General features: G+C 44.0%; 14 protein-coding genes and 1 riboswitch. Of the genes, 4 read left to right on the top strand and 10 right to left on the bottom strand.

Annotated features, from left to right (window positions below):
• Window positions 1–82 precede the first annotated feature (82 nt).
• The 4 genes from M1P97_RS20400 to M1P97_RS20385 form a co-directional block, all read right to left on the bottom strand.
• Entirely contained in the window at window positions 83–1732 is a 1650-nt protein-coding gene (locus tag M1P97_RS20400) for a sigma-70 family RNA polymerase sigma factor (protein ID WP_249390050.1), read from the bottom strand.
• Window positions 1733–2512: 780 nt separating this feature from the next.
• Window positions 2513–3322, bottom strand: coding sequence for an MBL fold metallo-hydrolase (locus tag M1P97_RS20395; RefSeq protein WP_249390049.1), 810 nt, complete (start codon window positions 3320–3322; stop codon window positions 2513–2515).
• A 43-nt stretch (window positions 3323–3365) separates the two neighbouring features.
• A complete protein-coding gene (locus tag M1P97_RS20390) occupies window positions 3366–4415 on the bottom strand; it encodes a winged helix DNA-binding domain-containing protein (RefSeq protein ID WP_249390048.1) in 1050 nt (349 codons plus the stop codon).
• 2 nt (window positions 4416–4417) lie between these two features.
• Window positions 4418–4606 carry a hypothetical protein gene (locus M1P97_RS20385; protein ID WP_195373196.1) on the bottom strand — a complete coding sequence of 63 codons (189 nt, stop codon included), beginning with the start codon at window positions 4604–4606 and terminating at the stop codon, window positions 4418–4420.
• Window positions 4607–4702: 96 nt separating this feature from the next.
• A riboswitch (FMN riboswitch) is annotated at window positions 4703–4833 on the top strand.
• Between the two features lie 120 nt (window positions 4834–4953).
• On the opposite strand from M1P97_RS20385, the gene ribB reads away from it, so the two are divergent.
• The 3 genes from ribB to M1P97_RS20370 all read left to right on the top strand — a co-directional run bounded on the left by ribB (window position 4954) and on the right by M1P97_RS20370 (window position 8256).
• Window positions 4954–5583 (top strand): 3,4-dihydroxy-2-butanone-4-phosphate synthase, encoded by a 630-nt coding sequence (ribB, locus tag M1P97_RS20380; RefSeq protein ID WP_195373195.1) that lies wholly within the window; start codon window positions 4954–4956, stop codon window positions 5581–5583.
• Window positions 5584–5726: 143 nt separating this feature from the next.
• The gene (locus tag M1P97_RS20375) at window positions 5727–6794 is read left to right on the top strand and encodes an asparaginase (RefSeq protein ID WP_195373194.1); all 1068 of its coding nucleotides are present in this window, start codon (window positions 5727–5729) and stop codon (window positions 6792–6794) included.
• A gap of 28 nt (window positions 6795–6822) precedes the next feature.
• Window positions 6823–8256, top strand: coding sequence for an aspartate ammonia-lyase (locus M1P97_RS20370; protein ID WP_195373193.1), 1434 nt, complete (start codon window positions 6823–6825; stop codon window positions 8254–8256).
• Between the two features lie 39 nt (window positions 8257–8295).
• Here the strand turns inward: M1P97_RS20370 and M1P97_RS20365 are convergent, their stop codons facing one another.
• Window positions 8296–9087, bottom strand: coding sequence for a DUF5131 family protein (locus M1P97_RS20365; RefSeq protein WP_195373192.1), 792 nt, complete (start codon window positions 9085–9087; stop codon window positions 8296–8298).
• Between the two features lie 92 nt (window positions 9088–9179).
• The gene (locus M1P97_RS20360) at window positions 9180–9413 is read right to left on the bottom strand and encodes a YecH family metal-binding protein (RefSeq protein WP_195373191.1); all 234 of its coding nucleotides are present in this window, start codon (window positions 9411–9413) and stop codon (window positions 9180–9182) included.
• 162 nt (window positions 9414–9575) lie between these two features.
• On the opposite strand from M1P97_RS20360, the gene M1P97_RS20355 reads away from it, so the two are divergent.
• The gene (locus M1P97_RS20355; protein ID WP_229058532.1) at window positions 9576–10616 is read left to right on the top strand and encodes a linear amide C-N hydrolase; all 1041 of its coding nucleotides are present in this window, start codon (window positions 9576–9578) and stop codon (window positions 10614–10616) included.
• Between the two features lie 29 nt (window positions 10617–10645).
• On the opposite strand, the gene M1P97_RS20350 is transcribed toward M1P97_RS20355, so the two are convergent.
• The 4 genes from M1P97_RS20350 to dprA all read right to left on the bottom strand — a co-directional run bounded on the left by M1P97_RS20350 (window position 10646) and on the right by dprA (window position 14017).
• On the bottom strand, window positions 10646–11149 hold the full coding sequence (locus tag M1P97_RS20350) for an SRPBCC family protein (RefSeq protein ID WP_195373189.1): 504 nt from the start codon (window positions 11147–11149) through the stop codon (window positions 10646–10648).
• Between the two features lie 532 nt (window positions 11150–11681).
• Window positions 11682–12065, bottom strand: coding sequence for a DUF3037 domain-containing protein (locus tag M1P97_RS20345; protein WP_195373188.1), 384 nt, complete (start codon window positions 12063–12065; stop codon window positions 11682–11684).
• Window positions 12043–12825 (bottom strand): HipA family kinase, encoded by a 783-nt coding sequence (locus M1P97_RS20340; protein WP_249390047.1) that lies wholly within the window; start codon window positions 12823–12825, stop codon window positions 12043–12045. The genes M1P97_RS20345 and M1P97_RS20340 overlap by 23 nt, the downstream gene beginning before the upstream one ends.
• Window positions 12826–12904: 79 nt before the next feature.
• Window positions 12905–14017, bottom strand: coding sequence for a DNA-processing protein DprA (gene dprA, locus M1P97_RS20335; RefSeq protein ID WP_249390046.1), 1113 nt, complete (start codon window positions 14015–14017; stop codon window positions 12905–12907).

The raw sequence follows: 14017 nt of genomic DNA, 5'->3' as shown, positions 1-14017 counted from the left end.
TTCCTGTTTTATTATGTATTAATATGATAATGATTCAGGTGAAAGACTGCACGACTAAAACATTTTTTACTATAATATCCTTCTACCAACTAAAACGTAAGCCGACAGGAACAGTGAATGTCACCGGATGTTCCCTCCGGATAGTACGTAACCCGCTTCCGTCCGGAATATAATAATTAAGAGTCGGTTCTACATAGAAACTGATATGACGAGTAAAATGATATTGTACGCCTGCACTTGCATTGACCGACCATTGCATAGGCACAGCCAACGACTGGCGACTTATGTCGACAGGTACACTATCCGTTACGTGAAAAGTGCGAAGAGTTCCTTTTAACGGGATGTCGACCTGGACACCGGCTGTTGAGTAGAACGAGAACTTTCTGAAATTTCCCCAACGGTAAGAAACACGAAAAGGAAGACCAATGTAATGGAGTTTTTGCGTTTCTTGGATACGATATTCTTCACCTGTGATAAAATCCGATTTCAAGAAAATATATTGTAATCCCGTTTCAAAACTCCAACGATCGTCCAGTTTTTTGTTTACAGAAAGTCCAAGGGTAATAGGAGAATCATGATGCTGATATTCTACAATTTTACCCCGATTACCTCCAGCTATCTGCATCAGCGTAAGTGAATCACCTAAAGTTCCCTCCTGATAACGAGTCTGCAGATAGGTGTAATAATCTTCCCACGTGCTTACTTGCTGAGGAAGATCCGGATTCTCTTCACTGCCGGAATGAGGCGTAGCGATCAGTTTGTATAGATTCTGAGCCAGTTGTGGCCCCAATGATCCGGCCAACATAAACTTCCATTTATTTGATTTCCTGCTCTGCCGCATGGAGGTAAACTCTTTCAACGGATGCGAAATAAAAACAGTATTATTATGGGATAACTCGGAAACGAACAAGGGCTTGGTGACAGGTTGTACGTCCACAGCAATCTCTTTCGGGAGCAGCAGGGATGGCGTTTTTTCCGCATACACCAACGACGGGGCAACAAGCATCTCTGATTGTTGCGGACGCTCTGCCTTGCCTGAGAGAATAACCGGTTCGGTAGAATCGCTCTGTTCATTTTCCTTCTTTTGCACCGTTTCCATCTGTTGCAGCAAGTCTTTGGGTTGTTGCTTTTGCTGTCGTGGCCACCGACACACATATTTATAGAACAGCGGAACAAAGAGTATCAACAGCAGGACAAGAACCAAGCGATATTCCCCGATCATTTTTTTCAACAAAGACTTCGCACGATATAATTGTGAAGACGATGAGTGAGAAGCGATATTTAACAAATTACCGATCTCTTTATGAGGTAATCCCTCCAATACTGCAAGTTTGAACACCTTCGAATACCCCTCGGGCAGACTCTCCACTAACTCCATTATCTGGTCATACGACATGAAATCGGCCTCGAAAAAACTTCCCGTCGGTTCATCTTCTTCGGGTATTTCAGACAAGGGAATCATATTTGCGGCATTGTTCTGGTTAAGATAACGGAGAGAGATATTCTTCATTATGATTCCCATCCAACTTTCCAGTTTCTCAGGATTACGTAATGAATCAATAGAAGTAAAGATTACAATGAAGCCATCATGAAGCAGATCTTGTGCGATTTGTCTGTCGGACACATAATGGAGACATATCCTCATCATTTTCCCCGAGTAAGTTTTATAAAGTAAGTCCAAAGCTTGCTCATCCCCACTTTTACACAAATCCACTAATTCCTTCTTATCCATTTAATCACAACAATATAATAGTAATGATGCACAAGTATCGAAAAGACTGCGTGGCCCATATGTTTTTAACATTATAAATATTATTGCTTTCAGGAATGTGTAAAAACTCAATTTGTTGTTATATCTAGATGATTATCAATCATTAATATGTTCGATCGCGAAGCCTAACTGTCAATTGAGACTTGAAGGCTGGTATTAAGTGTTTTCAAAATAAACTATCATACTATCATTTTTTCAGTACACCATTTGAATATCAATAAACACATCAATGATAGTTACGCGTTTTAACTATCATTTAACCATCATAAACTATCATAAAACGGTCTGTTTGAGGTAATGCATCGCAAAAAAGGGATTAAAAACGATCTGATGCCTGCTGTCTTCCGATAGTACCCTACATCTTTAGCTCCAATATGGCTGTTATTTTCACGAAAACGACTTATTCTTCTCCTTGAGATCCCCTTTTCAGGCCCTTTTACACCCGGATTTGAACGATGCTAAGACCCGGGTCCCAGTACCCTTTACACCCGGGTCTCAGAAAAGAAAAGTCCCTACTTTGCTGAAAATAAACCATATACCCAGTCGGTTTTGTCAGGCTGTTTTATGATAGTATGATGGTTGAAAATGGAACTATCACACGAACTATCATAGCCTACAAACATTGGATTTCAATACTTAAAAAGTCAAAAATGATAGTATGATAGTTCTATTGAACAATAAAGAAGAAAAACGGCAGTTGGCTATGACTTTTTTTAAGTAAGAAAAGATGAAAGGTTGAGTTTATATTTCGATACATAAACCGACACCAACTTCATGTATCGGTATGCTTTTATGTATTTCGGCTTTGGCTGCAAAAGAAACACAATGACAGGGATATAGCTCTTTAATTTGATTCTTTCGGAAATAATCGACCGTTCCTCTTAATTGATCAGAAACTTCAAACAGATGGAAACCTCCGATCACCCCTACTATCCGGTCGTCCCCACATACCTGTTTGGCATATTCAATAATATTACATATTCCACTATGGGAACATCCCGTAATAATGAATAGGCCAGCCTCCTTTTTATAAACCAGAGCGGTATCATCCGCTACAAAGTCTTCACATTCCGTTTCGGTATCTTTCAATACACCAAAAGACTTTCGCTGTTCAAAATCATTCAATGAAGGTATTTCTCCAAGAAAAGTAATATGTTCACTTAGCCGGACAGGTGTTTTCGACAAGGTCAATTCATATTTATCTTTCAAACCGGCCTCCGACAAAGGTGAGCCAATCGATATATCTCCGGCCACCCGTTCTTTAAAAGTATCCGGATGTGCGACGATCCTAATCCTGGCAGAAGAATTCCGGTAGGGAAAATACTGAAGCCCCCTGGTATGATCATTATGACCATGGGAAAATGCAATGGTGGAAACCTGAGAAAGATCGATACCCAATGCGCCCGCATTACGGATATACACATCCGAATAGCCGGCATCCAACAGGATTTTCGTTTCACCGTCTTCTATATAATAGCAAACAGCAGGTTCTCCGAGGTAATATTGATCAATAAATGTGTTATTGTCTACTAAAACTGTCAGCTTCATCATCACCCGATTATTCGTTACTACTTTATTTTCAATCTTTCTATATTCAAAATATAAAACGTTTGTATCTGTCGGCTGCCTTTTCAATCTGCTCATTATCCGGCTTCCGGTATTCTTCGAAGAAAGAAGTTTCAATGAGGATATCTCCCCGCTTTACCATCTTTTTCCAGTTTCCGACAATTCTTCCATTGTGCAAGATGACCGGATAAAATATACCAAAGTTATTAAAAGCTTTAGGATGATGCTCCTTATCCATTGCTGCTGTACGATCCTTATAGCTGATCAGATATTCATCATAAGGCGGTAAGAAATGTAACACGTCACAGCTTCTCATCCTTTTTTTCCACTGTTGATGAACAAAAAAGCTTTGAGAAGCGAATTTATCCTCAACCAATTCCGAGTCGATCAATGCCACAGCCTGGCGGGCTTCAGTGAGCGACAATCCGGACCACCACACAAAATCATCCTGAGTAGCAGGCGAATGGCTCCTGAAATATTTCCTGGCTAATAAAGCCAGCGCTTCCTCCCGCGGTAACTCTTTTGCCATAGGTGCACGTTCTTCCAATAATGCATGGGTAAATTTGCCCTCTTTGTCATTACCACTGCAAATAATCCCTTCCTGCTCGGCCCTCGTTATCAGATAGCCCACCGCGGCAGGATCGGGAATAATACCGGCCTTTACCATTTCATCTCCCAATTCCTGTTTGGTAAGATGGTTATTTCCTTCCAGTATCTTACAGAAATGGTCATTAGCCTTTGTATACAGGCTTTCCGGTATGTCTATTCCGTTACTTCTAGCAAATGAGTTACATGCAGTTATAATCCGTTGCGACGACAGTTTCAACATCCATCGGATATCCTCAGAAGTCACAAAATGCCATGTCGGACGCATCACATGAGTACGAAGGATATCCCCTCGCCGGATAGCCTCGTCTACCACCCGGATCGTAGCAGATTTCAACCTGACACCAAGTGCCCATTTCGCTCGCGGATAATCCTGTGCCTGCATGCCTCCCATCCACGACACAAGATCCCTCGGGTCTTTGAACTCAGGTTTCAACAACTGCTGACTTCGCAAACGGATATCAGTAATCATATTCACCAAAGGTATTTCTTGAAACTATATTTATCACGTAAAAACTGCTGCTCTTCGAGACTTAATGAAGTGAAATAGGCTTTCCAGCCCGGGCAGAAATTAATATGCCAACGCCAGAATTTTCCTATCAGTGACTGGGGAGCCCGGTCATATTTCGCCCGCAAAGGGCATTTTACACATTGGTGTTTCATAAATTTGATTTTACGGATATGTACAAATGTAGTAAAAAACCTTATTTAGCCAGTTCTTTTCCATTTGTTTTACTAATTCTTTCTATTTTTGTACTCAGTATTCTTCGGGGCAGGGTGAGACTCCCTACCGGCGGTGACAGTCCGCGACTCCTCTGGATATATTACAGGGGACTGATCTGGTGAAATTCCGGAACCGACAGTTAAAGTCTGGATGAGAGAAGAAGACAGTATGACTTATATGACATTTCTACCAACATATTATATATATGTAGGAGAAGTGTTACATATACTCCCCTTAGCCCTGTTGTATACTTTACTTTATAAAAAACTAATAACAGGGTTTGAAAATGAAAACAATTAAAGATTTCGGAGTTGACTACAAGGAACGTGTAGAAAAAGCAATCAGTTATTTACAGGCAGGAAAAGGCATTTTACTTGTCGATGATGAGAACAGGGAAAATGAAGGTGATATTATTTACTCCGCAGAAAAGATGACGGTTAAAGATATGGCCCTGATGATTCGTGAATGCAGTGGAATCGTCTGCCTTTGCCTTACCCCCGAGAAATGCCGGTCACTCGGTCTGCCTCAGATGGTAGAAGAAAACTCCAGTAAAAACCAGACAGCCTTCACGATCTCGATAGAAGCCAAAGAAGGTGTCACCACCGGTGTTTCGGCAGTCGACAGAATACAGACAATAAAAACAGCAATCGCCCGGGAAGCAAAACCTGAAGATTTATCCCATCCGGGCCATGTATTCCCCTTACAAGCTAGAGAAAAAGGAGTCTTGGAAAGAAGAGGGCATACAGAAGGAAGTGTAGATCTCGTAAAACTTGCCGGCCTGGGAGATACAGCCGTTCTTTGTGAACTGACAAACGAAGACGGAACAATGGCTCGCCTTCCCGAAATTATCCGTTTCGCCATACAACATGACATGACCGTTGTCTCCGTTGACGATATATGCAAATACAGAGAATGAAATATCATTTTAACACCAATAAAAAGAATATTCCCCACATAAAACAAAAAGATTGACATATTTTAAATACATCAAAACATTTTTTGATTTCAAAATGACATTTCATATCTTTGTTGCGTAAACAAAAGGCGACAGCATCGAACATGAATATACGCAAAGAAGATAAACCGTCCATTCTGCTAATATATACAGGAGGAACCATTGGGATGATCAAAAATCCCGAAACAGGAACGCTGGAAGCTTTCAACTTCCAGCATCTCCTGGAACATATTCCGGAATTACAAGGTGTGAAGTGCTCCATTTCTTCTATCCAGTTTGACCCGCCTATGGACTCTTCTGCGATGGGTCCGGAGTCCTGGCAAAAAATTGTACGGATAATAGCTGAGAATTATTCTACATACGATGGCTTTGTCGTTCTACATGGCACAGATACCATGGCCTTCACAGCCTCCGCCCTAAGTTTCATGCTCGAGAACCTGAACAAACCGGTTATCCTTACCGGTTCCCAGGTTCCAATAGGCATGTTGCGAACCGATGGCAAGGAAAACCTGATCACAGCTATCGAGATAGCAGCTGCCAAAGAAAATGATATACCGGTTGTTCCCGAAGTCTGTATTTTCTTCGAAAACGACTTATTGCGAGGAAACCGCTCCAGCAAGATAAACGCAGACTATTTCAATGCTTTCCAATCCTATAATTATCCGGCACTGGCCCATGCCGGTATCTCCATTAATTACGATATGGCACAAATCTATCGTCCGGTTTCCAGAAAGCCGTTGAAACCCCATTATAAACTCGATTGCCATATCGCCATCCTCAAACTCTTTCCGGGAATATCACCGCAAGTAGTAGAGAGTATTTTAAATATCCCTGATCTGAAAGGAGTGGTTATGGAAACCTTCGGCAGCGGTAACGCTCCCTCCGAAGAATGGTTCCTGAACATGCTAAAGGAAGCCGTAGACCGGGGACTCGTAATCGTAAACGTTACCCAGTGCCATGCCGGAAGTGTAGAGATGCACCGGTACGAAACAGGATATAAACTTTTGGAAGCCGGTGTGGTAAGCGGGTTCGACAGTACGACAGAATGCGCCGTCACCAAACTTATGTTTCTCTTCGGACAAGGACTGACACCCGAAGAAGTAAAGGAACATATACATTGTTCGCTGATCGGCGAAGTAACCGTCCCGGAAAATTTCTATACAGGCAATTAATATAAACATTATAAAACAACGTATTAATATGAATACTGAATTTACAGGAAAAACCCGCACTGAGAGTGATCTGATCGGTGCCCGGGAAATACCGGCCGAAGCATTATACGGCGTACAGACACTCAGAGGGATCGAGAATTTCTGCATCAGCAAATTCCACCTCAACGAATATCCATTATTCATCAACGGACTAGCAATCACTAAATTGGCAGCAGCCGAAGCTAACTACGCTCTGGAACTGCTAACAGACGAACAATACCGCGCCATCACACAGGCTTGCCGCGAAATATTGGACGGACAGCACCACGAACAATTCCCGGTCGACATGATCCAGGGAGGTGCCGGTACGACCACCAACATGAACGCCAACGAAGTCATAGCCAACCGTGCCCTTGAAATCATGGGACATCAGCGGGGAGAATACACCTACTGCTCACCCAACGATCATGTGAACCGTTCGCAATCGACCAACGACGCCTATCCGACAGCCATCCACCTGGGTATGTATGCCACACATCTCCGGTTGCTCCCTTATCTGGAAGCGCTGATCGCTTCTTTCCGCAAAAAAGGAGAAGAATTTGCCCATATCATCAAAATGGGACGTACTCAACTGGAAGATGCTGTCCCAATGACCCTGGGGCAAACATTCAATGGCTTTGCCAGTATCCTGCAGGATGAAATTGCTCATCTGGATCATGCTGCAAATGATTTCCTGACTGTCAATATGGGAGCAACAGCTATCGGTACAGGCATTTGCGCAGAACCGGGATATGCAGAAAAATGTATCGAAGCCCTGCGCGAAATTACCGGATGGGATATCAAACTGTCTGCCGACCTGGTTGGTGCGACTTCCGACACATCCTGCCTGGTAGGTTATGCCGCAGCCATGAAGCGGGTAGCCGTCAAAATAAATAAGATATGCAACGACCTTCGCCTGTTGGCAAGCGGCCCGCGCTGCGGATTAGGCGAGTTCAATCTGCCGGCTATGCAACCGGGCTCTTCCATTATGCCGGGAAAAGTAAATCCGGTTATCCCGGAAGTGATGAACCAGATCGCCTATAAGGTGATCGGCAACGAGCTTTGTGTGACAATGGCCGGCGAAGCTGCACAAATGGAACTGAATGCAATGGAGCCGGTTATGGCACAATGCTGTTTCGAGTCTGCCGAATTGCTTATGAACGGCTTTGAAACACTGCGTACCCTTTGTGTAGAAGGAATAGTTGCCAACGCCGAACATTGCATCGAAGAAGTACATCACAGTATTGGAGTGGTGACTGCCTTAAACCCGGTTATCGGTTATAAAAATTCCACGAAAATAGCCAAAGAGGCACTGGAAACAGGTAAAAGCGTGTATCAACTGGTATTGGATCATGGCATCCTGACAAAGGAACAACTGGATACGATCTTAAGTCCGGAGAATATGATCCATCCAGTGAAGCTGGATATTCATCCTGCCAAATAGACAACCGTATCGATTTACTATAATCTAAAAAGAGGTGTATCAGGATATATCCTGGTACACCTCTTTCAGTTCTTCCTGTATCGGCTTTTCAGGAATATTTATATCAGCTTTACGGGCTTGCGAATGCTGGAACTGCCGCTTAATTGCATACAATACGCCATCTTTGATAAATTTCGCACCGGTCTGTTTGAACCAGAAAGAAACTCCATTCTCCATACAGACATCGTGTAAGGCCATCACCCAATCGAAATCACATGGACGGGCTTCAATGCCGGACTCGCCGCCCACAACCACCTGCTCAACCCATCCGCCGATATGATAGGGACGTAGATCTATCGCTCCCAGTAAAGGCTCACAAATAATGATTTTATGCTTGATCGGAGCCGCTTTATAAATAGGCAGGCGGTAATCGGCACATTCCTGGTTCTCGATCGTACAACAGATCGTGACGTTGGCATATCCGTCTCCCCAATCGTCGGGCATACAGGTAGAAAAACGGTCGATCCGCTTGGTAATCATCATAAATTCGAGATCACTCCGTTCCCGCATCATTTTCCATGCCTCAGCGCGCCAACCGTCGGCATCCTCGACAAAGAAATCGGAGGTAAAACAGGTGTATACATACGTTCCCGAAGGAATCTTGTATTCGCCGTTACGCTTTTTTTGTATGGGTAAATCGAAACTTTTCGTTTGCGTCACCACCGAACTGTCTATGTTTCTTTTGGCATCACCCCGGTAAACATAGCAATGCTTACATCCTTGGCTTAACTTATGGCAGCCGTGCCACAAGTTCCACATCTTCGATTTTTTTATTATAGCATTCGTCGGCATCCGAAAAAGTATTTGTACGCAAAGGTAACACAAAAGGACAGATACCGGCAAAAAGATACCGGACGATTACGCATCCGGCTAATTATCTGTTTTCAATGATTGCAAACTTTCGTTATATCAACCGTAAAACCATCATTCAACGGCATAAACTTCCCTTTTTCCTTCAGAAACTCTATCAGGTCATCGACACTCATATATTCTGCCGAGCAGGCATAAAAACGCCGGGTCTCACCGAACCGGTCAATGATAGCCGCTCTTAAAGAGGCCTCCGAGTAACTGTTGCCTTCCATCATATGAAGGACTTCATGAGCATGTAACTGTTCCATAGTCTGATTATTTAATTATTTGAAGCAAAGATACAGGATATATATATCTTAAAATGTAACATATGTGACAGTCGCGGATTCCGCCTTACTTTTTAAACAATCCGATACACAAATCGCTTATATAATCATAGAAACATATTTATAATTAAGATTATGAGAGAGATGAAAAAATGGGGAATAGCATTGCTGGCAATTACTGCAAGTGCAGGATTCAATCCTTCGGATGCCTGTACGAGAGTAGTTTACCAGGGAAAAGACAATACAGTGCTGACAGGCCGCACGATGGACTGGAAAGAAGACAGCCAGAGCAACCTTTGGATATTTCCGCGGGGTATGAAACGCAACGGGGAAATAGGTAAAAATCCACTTGAATGGACTTCTAAATACGGAAGCGTGGTGACTTCCGCCTATGATATCTGCAGCACGGACGGGATGAACGAAAAAGGATTAGTGGCCAACCTGCTCTGGCTGGCTGAGTCGGAATACCCGAAATGGGACGGCAAAAAACCGGGACTTTCCATTGCCGCCTGGGTGCAGTACATGCTGGATAATTTTGCAACGGTAGACGAAGCTGTCGCTTTTGTTGAAAAAGGGACGTTCGAAGTAGTCTCGGACATGATGCCCGACGGTACGCGTATGGCCACGTTACATCTGTCGATCTCCGATACGGAGGGAGACAATGCCATCTTCGAATACGTAAATGGGAAACTGAATATCCACCACAACAAATCGTACCAGGTAATGACCAATTCGCCGGTGTTCGACCAGCAACTGGCCCTCGATGATTATTGGAAAAATATCGGGGGAACGACTTTCCTGCCGGGAACAAATCGGGCAGCCGATCGTTTCGTAAGGGCATCGTTCTATATCAATGCCATCCCGAAGGTAGACGACACACGCATGGCGGTAGCCAGTGTATTCAGCGTAATCCGCAACACATCCGTCCCACTAGGTATCACGACACCCGATCAACCGAATATATCATCCACGCGATGGAGAACTGTTTCCGATCAGAAAAACAAGGTCTATTACTTTGAGTCGACTACTTATCCGAATATCTTCTGGGTAGATTTCAAAGATGTGGATTTCTCAGCAAACGCACCGGTCAAAAAACTCGACCTGCTGCATGGTAAAACATATGCCGGTAACACGGCCGATCAGTTTGTGGCCACTCAGCCTTTCAAATTCTTAGGAGCTCATTAAGAGCTCCTTTTTTTATACATACTCTGGAGTTATGCCGAGCAAAGCTTTGTACGCAAATCATTTTGATAGGCATCCATAAACTTCTCCAGATCGAAAAAGAGGTAAGAGAGTACTTTCAGGAAGGGATTTTTCATCCGGATGGTTTCGGTCGATGTGAAATGAGTACCGCCTGTACTTGTTTCCTCCAGTTCTCCTTTCCAATGTCCGGTAAATCCATTCGCCTTGATAATATCGAATTCATAAAGTGAGAAAGGTTCTTTGCGGGTAGTTTTGAAACGAATGACGGAGCCATTTTTGGCGACCTCGTCCCAGACTTCTATTCCATCCTGACTTTCAAGGATAATTACTTCTTCCAGATCGCTACGGTAACCATAATCGACATTGTTGATAAGCACGTTATAGACTTTTTCGGGTGACGCATTGTAAAAGCATTGCCGGGAGCCGACTCTTTCGCCCGGCAGCAGAAGACCGGTTATAAGTACTAATACAATAATCCCCACAACAACAATAAGAAAGTAAATCAACATAGCCATCTTTTTATATTTTATTCTTCGCATAAAGTAAAATACACAAATTGTTTCTTTTTCAGGTTCACCGCTTCGATTTCAAGCGGTCTCAAACAAATCATAATCACCTGAATATCTGATTGTTTACAAAAGTAACCAATTTAAATCAATAAAGAAAAATTATATCCTTAAAACAGCCTTCCCATCCGACAGCAAACAAAGAACACGTTGCCGATCATATAAATTTAAAAGGAAGCAGGAACGGTAAAATGAGAAAGAAGTGAGAGGGAATGTATATAAAAAATTAAAGCCTGTCTCACGACAAGCCCTAACCAACTTTGTTAACCTTAAATCTAATACTATTATGAAAAAACCACAGTACAAAGATACTGTTGCAAAGAGGTTTTGTCAAGCTTTTTCAGGCCAATATTTGTTAAGTTTGAAGAGCTGTATCGCCAAAAAGTGTTAGTGAAGATAAAACTTTATACAATACAAGCAAAAACTGCTAATTTTAACAATTAAAGAGCGCTTTTTCCAGCAAAAAAGAATACCCTCCCGACTAAAGTACCAACTCCGAGAACAACTTTTCGAACGTAGCCTCCAGATCTTCCGAAAAACCCGGATGCGGACGTGAAGTTTGTATCGAAGAACTGCGTACGGCTGTCAGCCAACGGAACCGTTCGGGAATATCCATCGCGGCGATCGGACCGCCCTCTTTTGCTCCGGAACAGATATGGTCGAATACTTTCAGGCTGGTGTATAACGATTCCATATCCAACTCGGATGAGAACAGGCGGATCTTCCTTTCGTCCACCTGATAACGTGCTTTTATATACTTAGCCCGTTTAGAGAACAGGATAATGCCCACGTTGATAAACTCCTCACGTTCCACCCGGGGAACAAAGCGGATTACGGCGTATTCATATAAGTGCTTTCCTTGCATGTTGCGCTTCTTTTATAAATGTGTCTGAATGGGCGATCCTTTCGTTTAAAAACTCCATGTATATTTCCTTTATCTCCTGCGGCGTGCCGGGACTGTCGTTCCATTGCAACCAGTCATCGGGAATCAGTTCGACGATCTCCTGTATTTTTTGCGGTGTCAACAAACGTTTAAATTCAGCATCGGCCTCTTCCAGTAGGGAAGCTTCAGGCAATAACGCATGATCTTTAACCTGGACAAACGGGCTTAAGGCATGCTTGTGCCAGTTCGACCATGAATAATGAAAATAGAGCGAGGCACCGTGGTCGATCAGCCATAACTCCTTATGCCACATCAACATATTGGTATTACGCGTGGTACGATCTACGTTAGTCAGCAAGGCATCGAGCCAGACGATTTGCGAGGCTGTTTTCGCTCCGGCTTTATTCACGACGGGATCGTAGGTCAGTGCACCCGACAGGAAATGGAGCCCGAGGTTCAGTCCGCGGCTGGCCTGCAAAAGATCTTGTATCTCCTCATCCCCCTCGGTACGGCCGAAAGCCTCGTCGAGGTTCAAAAAGACCAGTTCGGGCACACGGAAACCCAACGCACGTGCTATTTCGCCACCGACCAATTCGGCAATCAGGGCTTTCGTTCCATGACCGGCTCCCCTGAACTTAACGACATATTTATATCCGTCGTCAGCCTCCGCCAGCGCAGGCAACGAACCGCCTTCGCGTAAAGGCATGATATATCTGACTACATTCGCTGTTCGCAATTCCATATTCAAAATGCTTTTGACAAAGATAGAGATAGTTCCCGTTTACACAAAAAGAAATTGCACTCCCGTATCTAACGACAACTCAAACTATTTTATAGATATTCCCCGGCAGCGTCCTGATCCGTCCGTTCATCTCCAACTCAAACAGAAGGGGAAACAGTTCCCGGACAGGCTGGTTCAGAAGCAAAGCCAGACGGTCGATGTGTATTTCGCCTTTCTCGCGGAGAAGGGCCAGGATCGCTTCAGTCCGGTCGCTTGCTTCAAAAAACAATTCAGCCTGGACAGGGACAGGTGCAGCTTTCTTCTCCACATCCCAGCAAAGGGCAGAGATCAGATCGGTGGCAGAAGTGATTAACCCGGCTTTATTCTGACGGATCAAGGCATTACAACCTTTGGAGTGAAGATCGCTTACCCGGCCGGGAAAGGCATAGACATCGCGGCCATAAGAAAAAGCGATATCAGCCGTAATCAGTGAACCACCTTTCTCGGCAGATTCGATCACGATCGTAGCATCTGCCAGCCCGGCAACAATCCTGTTGCGTTTGACAAAGTTCGGTTTATCGGGTTCCGTACCACTGGGAAAGTCGGACAACAATCCGCCACCCCGTTGTAACATCTCTACAGCTGTAGAACGATGGGCCGGAGGATAAATACGGTCGAGTCCGTGAGCCAATACACCGACAGTCGGCAACCCGTTTCTGAGTGCACTGCGATGAGCACAAACATCGATGCCATAGGCAAGCCCGCTTACAATCAGAAGGTCAGGAAAGGATAACGACAGGGTTTGTACCAGTTCTTCCGTTACAATCCTGCCATATTCGGTTGCGTGGCGCGTCCCGACAATGCTGATAATACGGGCAGCATCAAGGTCGGCCGTTCCTTTATAGTAAAAAAGTATAGGGGCATCGGGGCATTCTTTTAAACGTTTAGGATAGGTTTCATCTGCCAAATAGTAACAGGTGATCTGGTTCTTTTCAATAAAGGCTAACTCTCTTTCTGCCTGCAGAAGAACCTCCGGGCGTTTGATCTCGGCAGCCGTAAGGCTCCCGATGCCCGGTATCTTCTCCAGATTCTGCTTTTTTTCCGTAAAGACTACCTCTGCATCGCCCAAGGCCTGCAGAAGCTGACGGGCCAGGATATCTCCCACCCCGTTGATCATAGTTAAGCCAATTTGGTAAATCTGTTTGTCGGTCAT

The organism is Parabacteroides leei (genome assembly GCF_023369805.1).
GTDB classification, from domain to species: domain Bacteria; phylum Bacteroidota; class Bacteroidia; order Bacteroidales; family Tannerellaceae; genus Parabacteroides; species Parabacteroides leei.
The sequence above is the reverse complement of the archived record's forward strand: the minus strand, read 5'-3'. Positions and strand labels throughout refer to the sequence as shown.